Genomic DNA, 21462 nt, shown 5'->3' on the forward strand with positions numbered 1-21462 from the left:
ATCGTCGGACCCACCTAGTTTACTGAGTGAGGGATGTGCCTCCGATCGGCTCCGATCCGAGGTGGGATCGGGCACATCAGGGACGGATGGCATGGCAGAGCGGACGAGACGGCGCATTGTGATCGCCGGCGCTTCGGGGCTGGTCGGCACGGCGCTCGCGGAGCGGCTGGAGGCGTCGGGCGACGAGGTCGTCAGGCTGGTGAGGAGGCCCGAGCGGGCAGAGGGCGAGGTGCGCTGGGACCCGGCAGCCGGCATCCTCGATCCCGCGGTCGTGAGCGGCGCGGATGCCGTGGTGAGCCTTTCTGGGGCGCCCACCGCTCGGCTGCCGTGGACGCCCGCGTATAAGAAGGTCATCCTCGAGTCGAGGTTGGATGTCACGCAGACCATCGTCGGCGCCATCCGTTCCGCCTCGAAGGCCCCAGGCGTGTTCGTCAGCGCGTCGGCGGTCGGCTACTACGGCGATCGCGGTCAAGAGGATCTGACGGAGCGATCGGAGCGCGGAACGGGTTTTCTCTCCGCGGTCGTCGCGGCCTGGGAGCAGGCTGCGGCGCCGGCATCCGAGGTGACGCGCCTGGCGTTCCTGCGCACCGGTCTCGTGGTGGGCCCTGGCGGGGCGATGACTCCGCTGCGACTGCTGGCGCGCGCCGGACTCGCGGGACCGATCGGCACCGGCCGCCAGTGGTGGCCGTGGATCAGCCTGCGCGACGAGGTCGCGGCGATCGACCACATCATCGGGTCGGGACTCGACACCTCCGGCCGGCCCGGCGCCGGTCTCAGCGGGCCGGTGAACCTTGCGGGCCCGACACCAGCGACCGCGGGGGAGCTGGTACGCGCCCTCGCGACAGCGCTGCACCGGCCGTACGGATTCCCGGCCCCGGCGTTCGCCCTGCGGCTGGCGCTGCAGAGCGCGGCCGACGAGCTGCTGCTCAGCAGCCAGCGGATGCTCCCCACCGCACTGCTCGACGACGGTTTCCGCTTCACCGACACCACGGCGACCGAGGCGATCGCCGCCTACTTCGGCGAGGGCCACCACGATGTCGAGGGATGACGCGGAGCACGTGCCGATCGAGACCGTCGTCGACTGGAGGGGCTGGCTCGAACTGAACCACGCCACGTCGACAGGGGTGTGGCTGGTGTCGTGGCGACGCGTGACGGGTCGCCCGTCGATGACGTACGACGAGGCGATCACAGAGGCGGTCGCCTTCGGCTGGGTCGACAGTCAGTCGAAGACGCTCGACGCGGAGCGCTCGGCGCTCTGGTTCGTTCCGAGGCGCACCGGCTCTCCATGGTCGCGCACCAACAAGGAGCGGGTCGCCAGGCTGGAGGCCGAAGGTCGGATGACGGATGCCGGCCGCCGCCTCGTCGAGGCCGCAAAGGCGGACGGCATGTGGACCATCCTCGACGACGCCGAGGCGCTCCTCGTGCCGACGGATCTCGCGCGGGCGCTCGCCGCAGCCGGCGCTCGCGAGGCGTGGGACGCGCAGACGCCGGGCGTGCGCCGCGCAGCCCTCACGAGGCTCGCGCTCGCCAAGCGCGCGGAGACGCGGGAACGCTACGTGGCCCAGCTTTCGGCGGATCTCGGCAGCTAGCCGAGACCCACCGCGGGCGCGAGCGTCGACATCGATGAGGGTTGGCCGGGGCATCCGCTCAGGAGGCGCGCGAGTGCATCGTGCTCCGCGGCCGTCACCCACAGGTGGTAGGCCGCCTTCACCGACACCTGGCGGGCGGCGTACGTGCAGCGGAACGCGTGGTTCGGCGGGAGCCACGTTGCGGCATCCCCGTCGCCCTTGCTCTCGTTCGTCGGCCCGTCGACGGCGAGCAGCTCGAGCGGATCGTTCGCCATCGTCTCGCGCTGTTGCTGGGTGAGCTGCTGGGCACCGGTCTCCCAGGCGTCGGACAGCGGAACGAGGTGATCGATCTGCACGGCGACCGAAGTCTGCACCCCGCGCACGAAGTGGATGGTCTTTCCGGTGTAGGGGTCGCTCAGCACGCCGGACTCGACGGTGCACGACCCCTTCTTCACCACGGTGGTGAGGTCTCGCGCGAGCACATCGTCGCGCGTGTCGCAGTGGTTGCCGTCGATGTCCTTCCACGCCGGGCCGAAGTCGCCGACGCGGTCGTATCCGGTGTGCGGCGCGCGGCCCTTGACCGGGATCGTCGCGAGAAGAGCGGCGGCGGTGCCGGGGGTTGCTGCGGCCGGCGGGGTGGTCGGGGAGATGGCAGGTGTAGAGGCGGAGGGGGTCAGGGTCGAGTCGCTGGAGTCCGATGCGGGGCCCGCCGCGAAGGAGTCGTCCGCGGAGCAGCCGGTGAAGAGGAGAGCCGCCGCGGTGAGCGTGAACGTCGTGGCGGCCAGGCGGGCGAGGCGGGGATGCGGCATTCGGGGACTCTATCGGTGGCTGCCGACGAGCCGACTATCGGAGGGGGCCGGAAGAAGTGCCACTTTTAGCTCCAGCGAGCGCACGGCGCCGGCGGGGTTCCACACCATCCGCCGGACGCCGGCGTCTTGATCCGGCCTAGTGCTACGCCGACCGGAAAAACGTGCGTGTCACGTTACGCCGCATCTCGTCGGTGGTACAAGTCACGTCGTGATTGGCGATAGCTATGCGGCCTGCTCGTCGCGGACGTCCGCGGCCGCAGACCGGCGCAGCGCCATCGGCATCACGCTGCCCGGCCAGCGCCAGAGAAGCGTGAAGCCCAGCGTCACGAGGGCACCGATGGTGGCGGCGATGATGTCGGTCATCGTGTCGGTGTTGCCGTTCTGCGCGTGCGTGCCGAACAGGTGATCGCTGGTGAACTCGCAGATCTCCCACGCCGCCGCGAACGCCATCGGGGTCGCCACCAAGACGGCGAGCCCGAACCAGCGCGGGAGGGCGACGCGCGCGGCATCCTCGACGCTCCGCACCGCGAACAGACCGGCCCACGCGAGCATGATGCCCGAGTCGAAGTGCGCCACCTTGTCCCAGTGGTCGATGTATCCGTAGACGCCGAGCGCGCTGCCGGCATAGGGCCCGATGGTGATGAAGACGAGGTACTGCCACTGCAGTGCCCTCGGGATGACCGTGTGCCAGAGCAACTCGACGACGGGCACGAGCCACAGGGTCGGCACGAGAACGATCGCGATGACCGGCTCCACCTTCGCGCCGGCCAGCATGAGCACGAGCACCACGACGACGAAGCCGATCTGGAAGGGCAGCGCGAGCAGTGCGGAGCTCTTCGCCGCGCGCACCAGCTCGGGTGTCCGCTTGCTGCCGTGCGCCGATTCGGCAGCCGTCTCGCCGACAGAACTCACTCTCGTTACTCTGCGCCTTCTGACCCGGGGGGAGCGTACGGCGGGCCGAGAATGTCGCTCCGTGACCGATTGCTGAACGGGTCTTCAGCAGGCCCGACCCCGCTCGGACCGGGTGCGCCCGCGCCTGGCGTGCCATAGCCTGCGTGCATGTCGTCGCACATCCTCGCCATCGACCAGGGCACCACCAGCACCCGTGCGATCGTGTTCGACCATGCGGGAACCGTCGTCTCGGTCGGGCAGCGTGAGCACGAGCAGATCTTCCCGAAAGCCGGGTGGGTCGAGCACGACCCGATGGAGATCTGGCGCAACGCCCGCGAGGTGATCGGTGTCGCCCTCGGCAAGGCCAACCTGACGCGGCACGACCTGGCGGCGGTCGGCATCACGAACCAGCGTGAGACGGCGGTGGTGTGGGACAAGCACACCGGCAAACCCGTCTACAACGCGATCGTCTGGCAGGACACCCGCACGCAGGACATCGTCGACCGGCTGGCGGCGGACGGAGGCATCCACAGGTTCGCCGATGCCGTCGGTCTTCCTCTCGCGACGTACTTCGCCGGAACCAAGATCGCGTGGATGCTCGACAATGTCGACGGCGCACGCGAACGTGCCGAACGCGGTGACCTGCTCTTCGGCACGACGGACACCTGGATGTTATGGAACCTGACCGGCGGAAAGCACGGCGGAGTGCACGCCACGGATGTGACGAACGCGTCGCGCACCCTCTTCATGGATCTCGAGACGCTGGACTGGCGCGACGACATCCTTGAGGCCTTCCGTGTGCCCCGCTCGATGCTTCCGAAGATCATGTCGTCGAGCGAGGTGTACGGGCAGGCGGAGACGCACAGCCTGCTGCGCGAGGCGCCGATCGCGGGCATCCTGGGCGACCAGCAGGCGGCGACGTTCGGCCAGGCCGCGTTCGACGCGGGAGAGTCGAAGAACACCTACGGCACCGGCAACTTCGTGATCGTGAACACAGGTGAAGAGATCGTGCGCAGCGGCAACGGGCTGATCACGACCCTCGCCTATCGGCTGGGGGATGACGCGCCGCGCTACGCGCTCGAGGGTTCGATCGCCGTCACCGGGTCGCTCGTGCAGTGGTTGCGCGACAACCTGGGCATCCTTCGCGACGCGAAAGAGGTGGAGAAGCTCGCGTCGTCGGTCGACGACAACGGCGGCGCCTACATCGTGCCGGCGTTCTCCGGCCTGTTCGCGCCGTACTGGCGGCCGGATGCTCGCGGCGCGATCGTCGGACTGACGCGTTTCGTGAACAAGGGTCATCTCGCACGGGCGGCGCTCGAGTCGACCGCGTACCAGACCAGGGACGTGCTCGAGGCGGTCGAACAGGACACCGGAACACCGCTTGCAGAGCTTCGGGTCGACGGCGGGATGACCGCCAACGGCCTGCTCATGCAGTTCCAGGCGGACCTGTTGGGCATCCCCGTCGTACGCCCGACCGTCGCGGAGACCACTGCCCTGGGTGCTGCCTATGCTGCGGGTCTCGCGGTCGGCTTCTGGAGCGGGCTCGACGAGCTCCGCGCCAACTGGCAGGAGGGTGCTCGGTGGACGCCCACCCAGGATCGCGACGGAATGGACGCCCTCTACCGCACCTGGAAGAAGGCGGTCACGAAGACGTTCGACTGGGTCGACGAGACCTGAAGGCCGACGACGCCTGAGAGAGTTGAGGCATGGACTTCGACTCTCTTCGTGCGGCGGCCCGCGACGCCGTCGAGCCGACCACCTGGTCGTTCTATCAGGGCACGGCAGACGGACGCGCCGACCCCGAGGTGGACACGCGGGCGTGGGATCGCTGGTCGCTGATCCCGCGAATGCTGACGGGCATCCGCTCGGTCGACACTTCGATCGACCTCGGCGGGCACCGCTTCGCGTCTCCGCTGACCATCGCGGCCACCGCAGGCCAGGGGGCGGCACATGAGGATGCCGAGCCGGCCACCATCGCTGCGGCCGGTGTTGCGGGCATCCACATGACCTATTCGAACAACGCCACCGTCGACATCGAGACCTTCGGCGCGGCGGCGGCCTCTCCTTGGTGGGCGCAGATCTACGTGATGCAGGATGCCGCTGCGACCGACGACTACGCCGCTCGTGCCGCAGCGGCCGGCGCCTCGGCACTGGTGCTGACGCTGGACATACCGGGGACCCTGGCGGAGGCGTCGTTCCGCCAGAACGAATTCACCGGACGACTCGCTGTGCGAGGCAATCTGCATCCCTCCACCCTTCCGAAGGAGTCCGTTCTGCTCCCGGAGCACTTCGCCCACCTGGCCGAGGTCTCGGGGCTTCCGGTCTGGGCGAAGGGAATCCTCCACCCCGACGACGCGGTGCGGGCCGTCGAGGCCGGTGCCGCCGGGATCATCGTGTCGAACCACGGCCGCCGGCAACTCGCGGGCGTGATCCCGACCTCGGTCGTGCTGCCGGAGATCGCCGCCGCGGTCGGCGGGCGGGTTCCCCTCATCGTGGACGGCGGTATCCGCTCGGGCGCCGACGTGGTGCGAGCCCTCGCTCTCGGGGCGACGGCATCGGGCATCGGTCGCCCGGTGCTGTGGGCGCTCGCCGCAGGCGGGCAGGACGCCGTGGTGTCGATGCTCGCGACCCTGAACGAGGAGATCCGGGTCGCGATGGCGGCTCTCGGTGCCTCCCGGGTCGAGGACATCACCGCCGCCTCGGTGCGCCGCACCGACTGGGTCGGCTAGTCGCGGGCTTCACCAGCGGCGTCGCGGGCGGCCTGCTCGATCGCGCCGACCAAGGTCGACCAGGTCTCCGGGTCGTCGTGCACGGGGCGCTCGTTGCGGTTCCCGGTCGCGCCGTCGATCGTCTCGCGCAGGATGTCGGCGTGCCCGGCGTGCCGCGCGACCTCGACACAGAGATGGATGAGCACGGTGTGCAGCGTGGGGTTTCTGCGCTCCGGCGGCCACCAGGGCACCTCGCCGACGGCATCCAGGTCGAGGGCTTCGATCGTGGCGTCAGCGCGCTCGCACGACAGTGCGTAGAAGTCGACGATGAGCTCACGGGACTCGTCGGAAGTCGCCCACATGTCTGCCCCGGCCGCATCCGCCTCATCGTCGAGCCACGGCAGGTCGAGGTCATCGGACGGCCGACCGAACACGTCGCCGAGGTAGCCGAGCTGCACGCTGCCGACGTGCTTCACGAGCCCCAGCAGGTTGGTGCCTGTCGGCGTCATCGGGCGGCGGATGTCGTACTCGCTCAGCCCGTCGAGCTTCGCCAGAAGCGCGTCGCGCTGGATGCGCAGGTAACGGTGGAGAGTGGCCTTCGCGTCGTCGGGAAGCGGCATGACTCGACGGTACGCCGCACCCCGGACATCCGCATGGCTCTCACACCGCGCCGACATGACAGCTTCATATGATGCTTACGCGCGGCAGGTATCATCGCCGTCACCACCCGCCCGTCAGCTGAGAAGTGATCGCCCTGATACGAGTACTGAGCTACAACCTCCGCAAGAACCGTGCGACGGGGGAGTTGATCGACCTGGCGGCATCCAGCTCCGCTGACGTGATGTGCCTGCAAGAGGTCGACACCGCCGTGCTCCCGTCGGAGGTTGGAACCCTGAGGCTCGCCGACTCGACGAAGCGCAACCGCCTCGGGCTCGCCGTGTACTACCGCGAGGACCGCTTCCATCTGCGTGAGACCGACACCTACGAGCTCAAGAAGTCGCTGCACGACCGGGTGCTCGCACCTGCGCACGAGCGTCTGGTCGGAACCCTGCTCGAGGATGCCGCAACGGGCCACGAGGTCGTGGTCGCGTCGTTCCACGCCGCTCCGCTCACCGCGCTGAACTCGCTGCGACGCACGCAGATCCACGCAGCACACGCGGAGCTGCTGCGCCTCGGACACGGAGCGCCGACCCTGATGATCGGGGACTACAACTATCCGTTCTTCACGCAGTCGCTCGGCGAAAAGGTGAAGGCATCCGGGTACGACATGTCGCTCAGCGACCGCAAGACCTACACCAGGTACAAGTTCTTCAAGGGTCACTTCGACTTCGTCACCTCGGCGGGCCTCGACGTGCGCTCCGTCGAGACGCTCCCGCGGGGAGATTCAGACCACATGCCCATCGTGGTGGCGGCCGACTACGGCCCCCATGTCGCGCAGTAGGGCAGATGCGCCCAGGTAGTGCAGACTCGGACTACCCGAGGGGAACTCAGTGAGCGACACGCACGATCAGAACACGCCGAACGCGGATGAGTCGGCGAAGGAGCCGGACTACGGCACACCGCCTCCCGGTGCTTACCAGCAGCCGCCCGTGTATCCGGTTGCCGGCCCATACCCACCGGCTCCCGGTGGCACCTACCCGCAGGCGCCCTCGTATCCTCCGCCTCCGCAGGCCGGCTACCGACCGGAGAGCTACCCGCCCTCGATGCCGACGGCGTACCCGCATCCGGGTGCCTACCCGCCCGCCCCAACGGCCTACCCGCCCGCTGCAGGCGCCTACCCGCCTCCCGCCGGATACGTTCCCGTCCAGGCGCCGTACGCGCCCTACCCGCCGCGCCCGTCCCGCGGCATGGGCATGGCGATCACGTCCCTGGTGCTCGGCGCAGGTTCGCTCGTCTTCTTCTGGGTGCCGTTCGTCGGCATCGTCGCTGGGTTCGCGGCGACGGCGGCTGTCGTGCTCGGTGCCATCGCCCTCGGCAGGGCTTTCGCGGGCAAGGGTCTGTCGATCGGCGGAGTCGTCACCGGCGCGTTGGGCGTGCTTCTGAGCATCCTGCTCACGACCGTGTGGTTCGGCGTGATCTTCTCGTCGGATGCCGCACCGGCGCCCCACCCGCAGGCGTCGGCGGCCCCGTCACCGAACGCCGGCGGTGGAAACGGCAGCGGCGAGTACCACTACACGACGCAGACCGGCCTCTCGCCCTTCGGCTCGACGGCCTCGTACGAGAACGACGTCACGGTGTCCATCCCGGCCGGAACGCCCTTCACCCCTGCCGACCCGGAGTGGACGACGCAGAAGGTCGACCTGGGCTTCGACGTGACGGTGCACAACGGCTCCGGCAAGGACATGACCGTGAACCTCGTCGGAGAGGCCCTCGCCGGTGGGGTGCGCGGCGACCAGATCCTCGACGACAGCCTGGACACCCTGAAGGACCTGCCGCTAGCGGCCGGAGCGACGCACATGTACCACGTCGCCTTCTCGCTCCAGTCGCAGAGCGACGTGGAGGTCTCGGTGAGCGTCGGCGAGCAGTACGGCTACGTGGGCTTCCACAGCTGAGGCATCCAGGCCCCCCTCCCGCAGCCGACGCCTCGACCGGCGCGGCCCGCGATAGCTACGATCGAGGGGTGACCTCCGCCCTCACCGATCTGTCCTCCGCCGAGCTCAAGGAGCTGCACTCGCAGCTCACCGCCCAATACGACGAGCTCGTCGCGCGCGGGCTCTCGCTCGACATCACGCGCGGCAAGCCGTCCCCTGCCCAGCTCGATCTCGCCGACCAGCTGCTGACGCTGCCCGGCGAAGGGGACTACCGGGATGCCGCCGGAACCGACCTGCGCAACTACGGCGGCGCACAGGGTCTCGCCGAGCTGAGGTCGATCTTCTCCGATGCCTTCCACGTGCCGGTTCCGCAGCTCCTCGCGCTGGGCAACGGCAGCCTCACGGTCATGCACGACGTGGTCGTGCATGCGATGCTGCACGGCCTGCCGGAGAGCGAGCGGCCATGGTCGAAGGAGGAGACGGTCACCTTCCTGTGTCCCGTTCCCGGATACGACCGCCACTTCTCGATCAACGAGCACCTGGGCATCCGCATGGTCCCGGTCGCGATGAAGGATGACGGACCGGACATCGCCGAGGTCGAACGCCTGCTCGCAGAGGACCCGACGATCAAGGGCATCTGGTGCGTGCCGATGCACTCCAACCCCACGGGCGCGATCTACTCCGAGGAGGTCGCCCGCGCCCTGGTGTCGCTGCCGGCCGCTGCGGACTTCCGCATCTTCTGGGACAACGCCTATGCGGTGCACCACCTCACCGACGACGTGCCGCCTGCGATCGACATCCTGAGGCTCGCGGCGGAGGCGGGGAACGCCGACCGGGTGTTCGTGTTCGGCTCGACATCCAAGGTCACCTACGCAGGCTCCGGCGTCGCGTTCTTCGGGTCGTCGCCCGCGAACGTCTCGTGGTACCTCAGCCACGCGGCTGTGCAGTCGATCGGGCCGGACAAGATCAACCAGCTGCGCCACGTGCGACTGCTGAGGGATGCCGAGGGCCTCGCCGACCACATGGTGAAGCACCGCGAGATCCTGCTTCCGAAGTTCGACGCGGTGCAGACGATCTTCGAGCGTCGCCTGGCTCCCTACGCGGCAGGATCGTGGACCAACCCGACCGGCGGATACTTCGTGAGCCTCGACGTGCACGACGGATGCGCGGCACGAGCCGTCGCGCTCGCCGCCCAGGCGGGCATCAAGGTCACGCCGGCGGGAGCGACGTATCCGCACGGCAAAGACCCGCGCGACGCGAACATCCGTATCGCACCGACCATGCCGCCGCTCGCTGAGCTCGTCGACGCACTCGAAGGCCTGTGCACCGCCATCCTGCTCGCCGAGGTGGAGCAGCTCGCGAGCTGACGGTGTGACGGGGTTTCGAGACGCGCCGCTTCGCGGTGCTCCTCAACCCGCGGGAGGGTCGCGCCGCTTCGCGGGGCTCCTCAACCCGCGGGAGGGGTCTCGACAGCGCGAGGCGTCTCGATCAGCGGCGGCGTGCCCGACTGGCTCGGCGCGACGTCTTCGACCGTCTTCTGGCGGCTCGGCAGCGCCAGCGCCAGCAGCATCGCGAGGCCGCTGAAGCCGATCGACCACCAGAACGCCTGGTCGAAGGCGTCGGCGACTCCCGCGGTGCCTTCTGAGGCGTTGGCCGTGAGGGCGGACTGCAGCACGACCGCGAGGATGGCGGTGCCGAACGATCCGCCGAGCTGCTGAGCCGTGCGCGTGATGATGCTCGAGTGCTGGATGTCGGCACGATCGAGCCCTTGGTACGACGCGACCATGAGCGGCAGCACGACGGCGCCGAGCCCGAAGCCGCGCACGAACAAGACAGCCATCAGCAGCCACTCGTTGGTCGTCGCCGTGCTGAACGCGAAGGGGATCGTGGCAAGCCCGACGATCGCGAATCCTGCGACGCCGACCCAGCGTGGACCGATGCGGTCGGTGAGGCCACCGGCGAGCGTCCGGCTCGCCAGGGTGCCGATGCCCTGCGGAACGAGGAAGAGTCCCGCGGCGAGCACGTCGGCCCCGCGCAGGTCCTGCAGGTAAAGCGGGAGCAGCAGCATGATGCCGTACGCGGCGAGACCGGAGAGGAAGAGCAGGCTCGACGCCGACCACACAGAGCGATGACGCAGCAGGCGGACATCCACCAGCGCGCGGTCCCTCGCCCTCAAGGCGTGGATGACGAAAGCGACCAGCAGCATTGCGCCGATCGTGAGCGGAAGCCAGGCGTCCGTCGCGGCGAACCCCTCGGTACCTGCCGAGTTGGAGAGGCCGAGCAGGAGGGCGACGAGTGCGGGCAACAGCAGCACCATGCCGACGACATCCAGCCGTGCGTGCGCTTTCGAGAGCACGTCGTGCGGCAGCATGCGCCACGCCAGGATGAGGCCGACCACGCAGAAGGGCACGTTGACCCAGAAGATCCAGCGCCAGTCGAGCCAGTTGAGGATGATGCCGCCGACCGCCGGCCCGAGAATGGGGCCGAGCATGGCGGGCAGCCCCACCGTCGCGGCGATGCGACCGAGATTCTTACCGCCAGCGGCCTGCATGATCAGCGTCTGCATGAGCGGGAGCATCAGCCCGCCGCCGACGCCTTGCACGACCCGGAACGCGATAAGGCTCTCGATGTTCCAGGAGGCGCTGCACAGCACCGAACCGAGCAGGAACAGTGCGAGCGCGAGCATCCAGGCGCGCTTGCCGCCGATGCGATTCTGCAGCCATCCGCTCAGCGGAACGGTCGCGGCGAGGGCGAGCACGTAGCCGGTGGTGACCCATTGGATCTGGGAGACGGGCGCCTTGAGCTGCACCGAGAGGGTGTGCAGCGCGACGCTCATGATCGTGGTGTCGAAGACGACCGCGAGGATGCCCACGATGAGCACGCTCGCGGTGCGCGTGACGTTCTTGTCGTGGCCGGGTTCGGCCGTCGTGGTGGTCTTGCTCATGACGCTCCTTGATTAGATACATGGATGTATCTAAAGGCAGAATACGTCGACGCGATAAGATACACAAGTGGATCTTGATTCGGATGCTCCAGCCACTCGTCGACGCGGGTCAGAGCTCGAGTCGGCTCTGCTGGACGCGGCGTGGGACGAGCTGTCCGCGAAGGGATACAGCGGGATGACCATCGATGCCGTCGCGGAGCGTGCGCGCACCAGCCGGCCGGTCATCTACCGCAGGTGGCCGGATCGCGAGGCTCTCGCGCTGGCCGCGATCAGGCATCACTATGACGGCGAGCCGATCGAGGTTCCCGACACCGGCTCTCTGAGAGGCGACCTGCGCGAGCTGCTGCGTCTCGCCAGCGACCGTCGCACCGAGATGGCGGTGATGCTGAGCGCCCAGCTCGCCGGACTCTTCGCCGAGACGGGCATGTCCCTCGCCGACGTGCGCACTCGCCTGATCGGCGGCACCACCGTGTGGAGCAGCGTGATCCTCACCAGAGCGCAGCAGAGGGGCGAGATCGACCTCGCGGTCGTTCCGGAGCGCGTGCAGAATCTGCCGTTCGACCTCATGCGACACGAGCTCCTCATGACCCACACGTCGGTCTCGCGGGAGTTCATCGACACCACGGTCGACGGCATCTTCATGCCCCTCGTCGAGTACTACATGCACGGCGGAACCGCTTCGGGTGAACAACCTAGCGGCGCGCATCCGGCAGACTGAACGGATGCCCCGCTCAGCGACCCTGAACCGGCCGCTGGCCCTGCTCGCCGCGGTCGGGCTGTCGATGGAGAACCTCGACGGCACGATCATCCAGACCGCGGCGCCCGCGATGGCGCACGACTTCGGGGTGCGCGCCGTCGACCTCAACATCGCGATGACGGCATATCTGCTCACGGTGGCGGTGTGCGTTCCGGTGAGCGGATGGCTTGCGGACCGCTTCGGCGATCGCAGGGTGTTCGCCACAGCGCTGGCCATTTTCACGATCGCATCCGCTCTCTGTGCGATCTCGGGCACGCTGCCCGAGCTCACCGCGGCACGCGTGCTGCAGGGCGTCGGCGGCGCGATGATGGTTCCCGTCGGCCGACTCGCCGTGCTGCGGGGCCTCGACCGCCGCGACCTGCTGGATGCGATGGCTTACCTCACCTGGCCCGCCCTGGTCGCCCCTGTTGTGGCTCCAGCCCTCGGTGGCGTGCTCACCGACACCGTCGGGTGGCCGTGGATCTTCCTCATCAACATCCCGTTCGGCATCGCCGCGTTCATCGCCGCGCTGAAGATCGTTCCGCAGGCGCCGAGGGATGCCGTGCGAAGGCTCGACTGGACCGGCTTCGGACTCACGGGCGTGGCCCTCGCCTGCCTCGTGCTCGGCATGGAGGAGGTGGGCTCCGGCTCCACAGACTGGGCATGGGCGGTGGGCTACCTGGTCGTCGCGGTCGTCGCGGGGGTGAGCGGGGTGCTCTGGATGCGTCGCGCCAGGCATCCGCTCCTCGACTTCTCGGCCCTGCGCATCGATACATTCCGGGTGGGGAATGTAGGCGGCGGCGTGTACCGGCTCATCATCAGCGCTGCGCCGTTCCTGTTCACCCTGCTGTTCCAGGTGGGCTTCGGATGGAGCGCAGCCCAGGCGGGTCTGCTGGTCGGCGCCGTCTTCGTCGGCAACATCGCGATCAAGCCGGTGACCAGCCCGCTCATCCGCCGCTTCGGGTTCAAGCACGTGATCGTCGGGGCGAACCTGCTCGGTGCCATCGTGTACGTCGCCTGCGTCTTCATCGACCCGATGACACCGTTGTGGTTGATCGCGTTCCTGCTGTTCCTCACCGGCGTCTTCCGCTCGATCGGGTTCAGCGGATACAACTCGCTGCAGTTCGCCGACGTGCCGAGCGAGCTGATGGCGCCGGCGAACACGCTCGCCTCCACGATGCAGCAGGTGGCTGTCGGCATCGGCATCGCGGTGGCGGCCCTCATCGTGCGCCTCACAACGGCCGCGGCCGGCGCTGTGGCACCGACGGATGCCTGGCTCGGGTACCGCTGGGCGCTCGCGGTGGTCGCGCTGCTGCTGGTGTTCCCGCTCGTCGAGGCCATGCTGTTGCCTCGTCACGCAGGGGAGCACGCTGCGCGGAGATAGGGCGCGTTCGCCTTTCGTGGGTTGAGGTGCTCGCCGTAAGGCGCGCGTCCCCCGTGGGTTGAGGAACTCGCCGTAAGGCGCGCGTCTCGAAACCGGCGGCGGTCGCAGCGTCCGCCAGAATAGTGTTGTGTCCGAACGAATTCTTACGGTGACCGACGTCGACTTCGTGCGACAGGGGAGGGCCATCCTCTCCGGAATCTCGCTCGAGGTCGACCGGGGCCAGCATTGGGCGCTGATCGGTGCGAACGGCGCGGGCAAGTCCACGCTGCTGAGCCTGCTCGGGGCGGTTCAGCACCCCACCGGCGGCAGCGTCGACGTGCTCGGCCGCCGCCTCGGTCGGGTCGATCTGCGCGAACTGCGGTCGATCATCGGGCACGTGAACCCGCGGCACGATGTGCGCTCGCCGCTCACGGTGCGCGAGGTCGTGTCGACAGGGATTACCGGAACGCAGGAGCTCATGATGCGGTGGGAGCCGACCGCCGAGGAGCTCGACCGGGTGGATGCGCTGGTCGAGCTGATGGGGATGACGGCACGCAGAGACGCCCGCTGGCCGAACCTCTCGCAGGGGGAGCGCGGCCGCGCACTGATCGCCCGCGCGCTGACCTCCGACCCGCACCTGCTGCTGCTCGACGAGCCGACCACGGGGCTCGACATCGCAGCGCGCGAGCACCTGCTCGACCGGGTGGACGAGCTGCGGAAGCGGCATCCCGACCTCGCGAGCGTGCTCGTCACCCACCACTTGGAGGAGTTGCCGGCGTCGACGACGCACGCCATGCTGCTGCGCGACGGCCAGGTTCTCGCGCAGGGCCCAGCGGACGAGGTGCTCACGGGGCCGCGCGTGAGCGAGGCGCTCGACTACCCGCTCGCGATCTCCCGCATCGAGGGCCGCTGGAGCGTGCGGACGGCACGGAGCTGACGGCTCCCGTGGGTTGAGGAGCACTCGCGGAGCGAGCGCGTCGCCCCGTGGGTTGAGGAGCGCCCGCAGAGCGGGCGCGTCTCGAAACCCATCATCCGGGGGGTGCGGGTTTCGAGACGCGCGCCTGCGGCGTGCTCCTCAACCCACGGAAGGGACGCGCGCCTGCGCCGTGCTCCTCAACCGGCGGAAGGGACGCGCGCCCGCGGCGTGCTCCTCAACCGGCGGAGCCTTGTAGCGCGTCGTCGAGCACCTGCAGGATGTGCCGGTACTCCTTGCCCGTCGCTCTGGTCATCCCGAGCTCGCACGTGCGATTGAGCGATGCGTGAGCGGCGGATGCCGCCGCAGCCACACCCAGCGCCTCCGGGGCCGTCGCCGACGCGGTCAGCTCGGGATGCAGCATGCCGCGATCTCCCGCGAAGGCGCAGCACCCCCAGTCCTCCGGCACGACGACCGTCTCGGCAGCGGCTTCGGCGACACGCTGCAGCGCGGGGTTGATGCCGAGATGCGTCGAGGAGCACGTCGGATGAATGGTCACGGATGACACCCGTTCGGCCTGCGGAAGCCCGGGCAGCACGTGCTGGTCCACGAACTCCACGGCGTCGACGATGCGCAGTCCGCTGTCGCCGGCCGCCTCGACCAGGATGCGCAGCCCCTCGGTGCACGATGACGCGTCGCACACCACGGGCAGGCGCCCGCCGTCGGTCGCGCGAAGCAGCGAGGCGACCACCTTCTGCTTCATGGCCTCGTAGCCGGAGGTGAGGCCCTTCGACTTCCAGGGCGTGCCGCAGCAGAGCGACGGCAGGTCATCCGGCGTGGACACCTGGATGCCGGCACGCTCGCAGAGCCGCAAGAACGACTCGGACACACTGCCGTCGACCCCGCCGAACATCGTCGTCGTGCAGCTCGAGAAGTAGACGGCGACCGGGGATTGCGATCGGATCACGGCTCGGCGCTCGCCACCCGCCGGCAGGTCGGACGAGTAGAGCGGCACGGTGTCGGCGCCCAGGATGCCGCGCGCCGCCTTCGTCGCGAGTGTCGCAGCTGCAGGCATGGCGTGCGCAGCGGTCAGCGCGACCCCGCCCGTTGAACTCGCGGCCTTCCACGCCCCGGCCGCGGCCTTCCACCCCGCCTGGCTCAGCCCGTTCTGGTGCTCGGCGCGGAGCCGTCGCACGAGGTCGCCGGTGTTGATCAGCACAGGGCACGCGGTCTGGCACATGCCGTCGACCGCGCAGGTCTGCACTCCGTCGTAGTCGTATTCCTTCTCCAGCATATGAACGAGTTCGGTGTCGCCCGCCTGCCTGGCACGCTCGAGCTCGCGTCGGAGCACGATGCGCTCTCGCGGCGTGAGCGTGAGGTCACGGCTCGGGCAGACCGGTTCGCAGTATCCGCACTCGACGCATCTGTCGACCTCCTTCTCGACAGTCGGGGAGGTCTTGAGGTTCTTGGTGTGGGCGTGCGGGTCATCCGTCAGAAGCACGCCGGGGTTGAGGAACATGCCGGGGTCGAGGAGGCGCTTCACGGCCCACATCACCTGGTAGAGCTCGTCACCGTACTGCCGAGGAACATATGGCGCCATGATGCGCCCCGTGCCGTGCTCGGCCTTGAGGGTGCCGCCCTGCGACAGGATCAGGTCGACCATGTCTTCGGTGAACGCCTCGTAGCGGGTGAGGTTCTCCGGCACGTCGAACCGCTCGTTGACGAGGAAGTGGATGTTGCCGTCTTTGGCATGCCCGAAGATGACGCTTCCCTCGTAGCCGTGCTTGTCGAACAGCTCGATCAGCCGGGCGCAGGTGTCGTTCAGCCGGTCGACCGGCACGGCGATGTCCTCGAGCAGCGCGGTCGTCCCCGAGGGGCGGGCGCCGGCGACCGCGGTGAAGAGCCCCTTGCGGATGTGCCACAGTCCGCCTCGCGTGACGGCGTCCGTGGTGAGCGCCGCATGGTTCACCAGCGGCAGCGTGGCGAAGAGCGCGGCGGCGTCATCCGTCAGCGACCGGAGGGTCTCCGCGCTGTCGGTCTGATGCTCGACGAGCAGGGCGGCGTGGTCGACGACGTCGAGCGCGAGGAGCTCCGGCGTGGCCTCCGGGTCCTGCTGCGCCACGCGCAGCGAGGCGGCGTCCATCAGCTCGATGGTCGCGAAGCCCGCTTCGACCAGTGCGGGGAGAGCCGCCGTCGCGTCTGAGAGGTTCTCGAAGATGAGGAGACCGGTGGCGAGGTGCGGATGGGCGGGCACCGTGCGGAACGTCGCCTCCGCTACGAACGCCAGGGTGCCCTCGGAGCCGATCACGAGGTGCTCGAGGATCCTCAACGGGTCGTCGTGGTCGAGGAACGAGTTGAGGCCGTAGCCCATCGTGTTCTTGATCGAGTGGAGCCTGCGCAGGCTCGCGACGGAGTCGGGGTTGGAGCGCACCCTGTCGCGGAGCGCCCGGAGGCCGGCATGGATGTCGGGCTCCCGCTCGAGCAGCGTGCGTGCGGCATCCGGCGATCCGGTGTCGATCACGGTGCCGCTCGGAAGCACGAGAACGGCTGACTCCAGGGTCTGGTAAGTGTTCGCGTGCGTTCCGCACGACATTCCGCTCGAGTTGTTCGCGACGACCCCGCCGATCGTGCACGCGATCTCGCTCGCCGGGTCCGGGCCGAGCTTGCGGCCGAATCTCGCCAGCCGGGCGTTCACGGCCCGCACCGTTGCGCCCGGTTCGACGCGGACGCGGGCGCCGTCATCCAGCACCGTGATCGTGCGGAAGCCGGTGCGGGTGTCGAGCAGCACCCCATTCGTTCCCGCCTGGCCGGAGAGGCTGGTGCCGCCGGAGCGGAAGGTGACCGGCACGCCCTGCGTGCGTGCGGCGGCGAGCACTCGAGCGACCTCCGAGGCGTCGCTCGCTGTTGCGACTGCGAGCGGTGTCAGTTGGTAGTGCGAGGCGTCGTGAGCGCCGGCGAGCCGGTCTGATGGGCGAGCGGCCACACGGGCGCACGCTTCATCGAGCGCGGAGATCAGGCGGGGGTCCGGGGACGCGAGCGTTGCAGTTTGGGCCACCGTCTCAGGATGCACCCTGACCCCTGATGAGGAAGAATTCATTCTAGAATGGATATACACCACACGAGGAAGAGAACGACGACGTCCATCCCCGAAGACCTCACGCTCGACGCGATCGCCGTCGGCACCTCAGCCCTCGGCGGGCGCACAGAGCGCAACCCCGACGAGGAGCTTGCCGCCGCGACGGCGATTCTGCGGGGACCGTTCCACACGGTCGACACCTCCAACGCGTACTCCGGCGGCCGATCGGAGGAACTGCTGGGCATGGCTCGCGCCGAGCTCGGAGACCAGCCGACAGCCGACATCGTGACCAAGGTCGACCGTGATCCCACTACGGGAGCGCTCGACAGGGACCGGGTTCTGCGGTCGTACGAGGAGAGCATGACGCGACTCGGTCTCGATCGGGTCGACATCCTGCATCTTCACGATCCGTACACGATCTCGCTCGGTGAGGCGACCGGGCAGGGCGGCGCGATCGAGGGGATGCTCGAGCTGCGCGAGTCCGGAGCGGTATCCGCCATCGGGATCGCTGCCGGGCCGATCCCGCTGATGCGTTCGTACGTCGATACGGGCGTTTTCGACGTGCTCCTCACGCACAATCGCTACACCCTCGTGGACAGGAGCGCCGAGTCGCTGCTGCTGGAGGCCAGGCGACGCGGCATGGGCGTGTTCAACGCCGCACCGTTCGGCGGCGGGCTGCTGGCGACCGGCGCACGACCCGGCGCCACGTATGCCTATCGGCCGGCATCCGACGACCTGATCGCGTGGGTCGAGCGAGTCGAGGTGCTCTGCTTCGAGCACGGAGTATCGCTTCAGGCCGCTGCCCTGCACTTCTCGCTGCGCTCGCCGCTGGTCGACTCCACTGTCGTCGGAGTCTCTTCGCCGCGGCGGCTCGCCGAGTTGGAAGCGCTGAGTCGGGTCGAGGTTCCGGAAACGTTGTGGGCAGAGCTGGAGGCGATCGGTCACGCGCCGGCGCCATGGGAAGGGGAGTGAGCGTGTCGTCGTACTGGGAGAGCACCGAGCCGGGAGAAGGGCGGCGCGACCCACGTGCCGACTCACTCAGCGACGCACGTGTCCTCAGCCTGAACGGGGAGTGGCGCTTCCGGCTGTCGCCGACGGCGGAGGGAACCGGCGATGCGTTTCTCGCCGACGGGTTCGACGACTCCGGCTGGGACCGGATGCCCGTTCCGTCACACTGGGTGCTCGAACCCTTCACGCCGCTCGCCGGTGGACCGGCGCGATCGATGCGCGGAACCTCTGAGGGGCCGCTCTACACGAACACCTCGTATCCGATCCCGTTGAACCCGCCGTTCGTCAGCACGGAGAACCCGACCGGGGACTATCGGCTCGAATTCGACGCCCCCGCGGGCTGGGGCAGCGCAGTGCTGCGGTTCCAGGGCGTCGACTCATGCGCCAAGGTGTGGCTCAACGGCGAAGAACTCGGCTGGTCGACGGGCAGCAGGCTTCCATTCGAGTTCGACGCGGTCGTGCGGCCCGGCCGCAACGTGCTCGCCGTCCGCGTGCACCGCTGGTCGGCGGGCACTTACCTCGAAGACCAGGACATGTGGTGGCTCCCCGGCATCTTCCGCGACGTCGAGCTGCTCGAGCGTCCGGCCGGCGGGATCGACGACCACTTCGTGCACGCCGACTACGACCCCGAGACGGGACTCGGCACCCTGCGCGTCGAGGCGTCGACGCCCGCCGTCGTGGAGATCCCCGAGCTCGACATCCGCATGGCCACCGGGGAGAGCGCAACGGTCGCGGTCGAACCGTGGAGCGCCGAGGTGCCGCGCCTGTATCGCGGCGTGCTGCGGTCGGCCGGGGAGGCCGTCGAGCTCGCCGTGGGGTTCCGTCGCGTCGAGATCGTCGACGGGGTCTTCCGCGTCAACGGCAGGCCGGTGAAATTCCGCGGCGTGAACCGACACGAGCACCATCCCGACACCGGCAGAACGCTGGATCGCGACACCATGATCCGCGACATCGTCATGATGAAGCGGGCGAACGTCGACGCCGTGCGCACCAGCCATTACCCGCCGCACCCCGAGTTCCTGCGACTCTGCGACGAATACGGCCTGTGGGTCGTCGAGGAGTGCGACATCGAGACGCACGGGTTCGTCTTCACGTCGCCGGAGGCGAACCCGCCCGCCGATCCGCAATGGCGCTCGGCGCTGCTCGATCGGCTGCAGCGCATGGTCGAGCGGGACAAGAACCACGCGAGCGTGGTGGTCTGGTCCCTCGCCAACGAGAGCGGATCGGGCTCGATGTTCGGCGAGCTCGCGGCGTGGCTGCGGCAGCGCGACCCCTCGAGGCCCGTGCACTATGAGCGCGACCCCAGCTACCAGGACTCCGACTTCTACGCCGTGATGTACCCGCCGCTCGACGAGCTCGAGCGCATCGGCCGGCACGAGGAGAAGGCACCTGACGGCATCACCGCCGAGCAGGATGACCGGCGTCGCGGCCTGCCGTTCCTGCTCGTCGAGTACGCGCACGCGATGGGCAACGGACCGGGCTCGCTCAGCGACTACTGGCACATCATGGCGGAGCACGACCGTATCTGCGGTGGGTTCGTGTGGGAGTGGATCGACCACGGCTTCACTGCCGTGACGGATGACGGCACCCCCTTCGTCATGCACGGAGAGGATGTCGACTACGAGCCGAACGGCGGCCGCTTCAGCCTGGACGGGCTGGTGTTCAGCGACCGCACGCCGACGTCGGGTCTCACCGAGCTCTCCAAGGCCTACGCGCCGATCCGGCTCGAGGTGGACGAGACCGTGCGGATCGTCAATCTGCGCCACACGGCAGACACCTCCGACCTGCGCTTCAGATGGCGAATCGAGGAGGACGGCTTCCTCATCGAGGGCGGGCAGCTCGAGGTGTCGGCGATTCCGGCATCCGAGTCCGCCTGCATCGATTTGCCGACCGTCAGGCCGCGGGTGGGCCACGAGACGGTGGTGACCGTCAAGGCTGTGCTCGCTCGCGACACCCCGTGGGCCGAGGCCGGACACGTCCTCGCGTGGGGACAGCGGGTCGTCGCCCCCGTCGAGTCGCGGGCGAACCCGAGCGGCGTCCCGGAGCCCCAGTTACTGGAACCAGCGACATCCATCGCCCACGACCCGCGTCTGGGCCGTGCCGTCTTCGACGGGCGAACCGGGCGGCTGAAACGGTGGGGCGACCTCGAGCTGGACGGCCCCTGGCTCGACCTCCACCGGGCCCCGACCGAGAACGACCACGGCCAGGGCGAACTCAACGACATCGCATCGGTCTGGCATGCCACGGGACTCGACCGCCTTCTGCACCGCACCGACGTCATCGAGCAGGGCGAGGGCTGGATCCGTGTCGCGGGGCGCACCGCTCCGGCATCGCATCCGCATGGCGTCGACTGGACGATGCTGTGGCGTGCGGATGACCGGGGTCTGGTCCTCTCCGTCGACGCGTCCTTCGTCGGACCGTGGAGCGACACCCCGTTCCGTCACCGCGACATCTGGGTCCCCCGCCTCGGACTGCGGTTCGCGCTCCCCGGCGGATATCAGACCGTCGAGTGGTACGGGCGGGGACCGGGGGAGACCTATGTCGACTCGTTCGAGGGGTCGCGCATCGGCGCCTTCGCGACGAGCATCGACGGGCTGCAGGTGGACTACCCGGTTCCGCAGGAGAACGGCAATCACGTGCAGACGCGGCACCTCGTGCTGCGTGGCGCCGGCCTGCGGGCATTTCGGGTCGACGGGATGCCGACCTTCGACTTCACCGCACGACGCTGGACCTCCGTCGATCTGCAGAACGCGAGCAAGCCGTACGAGCTCGTCGATTCCGGCACGGTCTGGCTCAACGTCGACCACGCACACCAGGGGATCGGCTCTGCGTCGGTGGGACCGGCGCTGCCCGAGCGCTACCGGATCCCTCGGGAGCGCACGCGCTGGAGCGTCAGGCTGCAGCTGGCGTAGGAC

General features: G+C 68.9%; 17 protein-coding genes. 12 read left to right on the forward strand and 5 right to left on the reverse strand.

The genetic code is table 11. From position 1 onward, the window contains the following. Positions 1-91: 91 nt before the first annotated feature. Positions 92-1048 (forward strand): epimerase, encoded by a 957-nt coding sequence (locus ACYVDN_RS17685; protein WP_460573810.1) that lies wholly within the window; start codon positions 92-94, stop codon positions 1046-1048. After that, positions 1035-1589, forward strand: a complete 555-nt coding sequence (locus ACYVDN_RS17690; protein ID WP_460573812.1) for a YdeI/OmpD-associated family protein — start codon at positions 1035-1037, stop codon at positions 1587-1589. The genes ACYVDN_RS17685 and ACYVDN_RS17690 overlap by 14 nt, the downstream gene beginning before the upstream one ends. Here the strand turns inward: ACYVDN_RS17690 and ACYVDN_RS17695 are convergent. After that, positions 1586-2377, reverse strand: coding sequence for an HNH endonuclease family protein (locus ACYVDN_RS17695; protein ID WP_460573814.1), 792 nt, complete (start codon positions 2375-2377; stop codon positions 1586-1588). The two genes, ACYVDN_RS17690 and ACYVDN_RS17695, sit on opposite strands and share 4 nt — an antisense overlap. Positions 2378-2599: 222 nt before the next feature. After that, positions 2600-3289: a hypothetical protein gene (locus ACYVDN_RS17700; protein ID WP_460573816.1), complete on the reverse strand. Its 690-nt coding sequence runs from the start codon at positions 3287-3289 to the stop codon at positions 2600-2602. 147 nt (positions 3290-3436) lie between these two features. Here ACYVDN_RS17700 and glpK point away from each other — a divergent pair, with 147 nt between their 5' ends. Together glpK and ACYVDN_RS17710 are read left to right on the forward strand one after the other, a co-directional pair. Next, positions 3437-4945, forward strand: coding sequence for an FGGY family carbohydrate kinase (glpK, locus tag ACYVDN_RS17705; RefSeq protein ID WP_460573818.1), 1509 nt, complete (start codon positions 3437-3439; stop codon positions 4943-4945). A 29-nt stretch (positions 4946-4974) separates the two neighbouring features. Continuing rightward, positions 4975-5997: an alpha-hydroxy acid oxidase gene (locus tag ACYVDN_RS17710; protein WP_460573820.1), complete on the forward strand. Its 1023-nt coding sequence runs from the start codon at positions 4975-4977 to the stop codon at positions 5995-5997. Here the strand turns inward: ACYVDN_RS17710 and ACYVDN_RS17715 are convergent. Continuing rightward, the gene (locus ACYVDN_RS17715; RefSeq protein WP_460573822.1) at positions 5994-6596 is read right to left on the reverse strand and encodes a DinB family protein; all 603 of its coding nucleotides are present in this window, start codon (positions 6594-6596) and stop codon (positions 5994-5996) included. The genes ACYVDN_RS17710 and ACYVDN_RS17715 overlap by 4 nt on opposite strands. 137 nt (positions 6597-6733) lie before the next feature. On the opposite strand from ACYVDN_RS17715, the gene ACYVDN_RS17720 reads away from it, so the two are divergent. From ACYVDN_RS17720 to ACYVDN_RS17730, 3 genes are all read left to right on the forward strand, one after another. After that, a complete protein-coding gene (locus ACYVDN_RS17720) occupies positions 6734-7417 on the forward strand; it encodes an endonuclease/exonuclease/phosphatase family protein (protein WP_460573897.1) in 684 nt (227 codons plus the stop codon). A 49-nt stretch (positions 7418-7466) separates the two neighbouring features. Beyond that, entirely contained in the window at positions 7467-8528 is a 1062-nt protein-coding gene (locus tag ACYVDN_RS17725; protein ID WP_460573824.1) for a DUF4190 domain-containing protein, read from the forward strand. A 68-nt stretch (positions 8529-8596) separates the two neighbouring features. Further along, complete coding sequence (locus ACYVDN_RS17730; protein WP_460573826.1) at positions 8597-9874, forward strand: PLP-dependent aminotransferase family protein; 1278 nt, start codon at positions 8597-8599, stop codon at positions 9872-9874. 80 nt (positions 9875-9954) lie between these two features. Here ACYVDN_RS17730 and ACYVDN_RS17735 read toward each other — a convergent pair whose 3' ends face one another. Then, entirely contained in the window at positions 9955-11451 is a 1497-nt protein-coding gene (locus tag ACYVDN_RS17735; protein WP_460573828.1) for an MDR family MFS transporter, read from the reverse strand. A 67-nt stretch (positions 11452-11518) separates the two neighbouring features. Between ACYVDN_RS17735 and ACYVDN_RS17740 the strand changes: the two genes are divergently transcribed. The 3 genes from ACYVDN_RS17740 to ACYVDN_RS17750 all read left to right on the forward strand — a co-directional run bounded on the left by ACYVDN_RS17740 (position 11519) and on the right by ACYVDN_RS17750 (position 14487). Next, positions 11519-12169 (forward strand): TetR/AcrR family transcriptional regulator, encoded by a 651-nt coding sequence (locus ACYVDN_RS17740; protein WP_460573829.1) that lies wholly within the window; start codon positions 11519-11521, stop codon positions 12167-12169. Between the two features lie 4 nt (positions 12170-12173). After that, complete coding sequence (locus ACYVDN_RS17745; protein WP_460573831.1) at positions 12174-13571, forward strand: MFS transporter; 1398 nt, start codon at positions 12174-12176, stop codon at positions 13569-13571. A gap of 127 nt (positions 13572-13698) precedes the next feature. Next, positions 13699-14487 carry an ABC transporter ATP-binding protein gene (locus ACYVDN_RS17750; protein ID WP_460573833.1) on the forward strand — a complete coding sequence of 263 codons (789 nt, stop codon included), beginning with the start codon at positions 13699-13701 and terminating at the stop codon, positions 14485-14487. Positions 14488-14701: 214 nt separating this feature from the next. Here ACYVDN_RS17750 and ACYVDN_RS17755 read toward each other — a convergent pair whose 3' ends face one another. Beyond that, complete coding sequence (locus ACYVDN_RS17755) at positions 14702-17560, reverse strand: FAD-binding and (Fe-S)-binding domain-containing protein (RefSeq protein ID WP_460573835.1); 2859 nt, start codon at positions 17558-17560, stop codon at positions 14702-14704. Positions 17561-17566: 6 nt separating this feature from the next. Between ACYVDN_RS17755 and ACYVDN_RS17760 the strand changes: the two genes are divergently transcribed. Both ACYVDN_RS17760 and ACYVDN_RS17765 read left to right on the forward strand, forming a co-directional pair. Next, positions 17567-18511, forward strand: a complete 945-nt coding sequence (locus ACYVDN_RS17760) for an aldo/keto reductase (protein WP_460573837.1) — start codon at positions 17567-17569, stop codon at positions 18509-18511. Between the two features lie 2 nt (positions 18512-18513). After that, the gene (locus ACYVDN_RS17765) at positions 18514-21459 is read left to right on the forward strand and encodes a glycoside hydrolase family 2 TIM barrel-domain containing protein (RefSeq protein WP_460573839.1); all 2946 of its coding nucleotides are present in this window, start codon (positions 18514-18516) and stop codon (positions 21457-21459) included. Positions 21460-21462 lie beyond the last annotated feature (3 nt).

The sequence above is a fragment of the Humibacter soli genome (assembly GCF_054779035.1).

Bases quoted from the DNA above. Each gene is read 5' to 3' on its own strand.
- ACYVDN_RS17685 (WP_460573810.1), top strand. From the start codon at position 92: ATGGCAGAGCGGACGAGACGGCGCATTGTGATCGCCGGCGCTTCGGGG.
- ACYVDN_RS17690 (WP_460573812.1), top strand. From the start codon at position 1,035: ATGTCGAGGGATGACGCGGAGCACGTGCCGATCGAGACCGTCGTCGAC.
- ACYVDN_RS17695 (WP_460573814.1), bottom strand. From the start codon at position 2,377: ATGCCGCATCCCCGCCTCGCCCGCCTGGCCGCCACGACGTTCACGCTC.
- glpK (WP_460573818.1), top strand. From the start codon at position 3,437: ATGTCGTCGCACATCCTCGCCATCGACCAGGGCACCACCAGCACCCGT.
- ACYVDN_RS17710 (WP_460573820.1), top strand. From the start codon at position 4,975: ATGGACTTCGACTCTCTTCGTGCGGCGGCCCGCGACGCCGTCGAGCCG.
- ACYVDN_RS17715 (WP_460573822.1), bottom strand. From the start codon at position 6,596: ATGCCGCTTCCCGACGACGCGAAGGCCACTCTCCACCGTTACCTGCGC.
- ACYVDN_RS17735 (WP_460573828.1), bottom strand. From the start codon at position 11,451: ATGAGCAAGACCACCACGACGGCCGAACCCGGCCACGACAAGAACGTC.
- ACYVDN_RS17745 (WP_460573831.1), top strand. From the start codon at position 12,174: ATGCCCCGCTCAGCGACCCTGAACCGGCCGCTGGCCCTGCTCGCCGCG.
- ACYVDN_RS17755 (WP_460573835.1), bottom strand. From the start codon at position 17,560: ATGAATTCTTCCTCATCAGGGGTCAGGGTGCATCCTGAGACGGTGGCC.
- ACYVDN_RS17760 (WP_460573837.1), top strand. From the start codon at position 17,567: ATGGATATACACCACACGAGGAAGAGAACGACGACGTCCATCCCCGAA.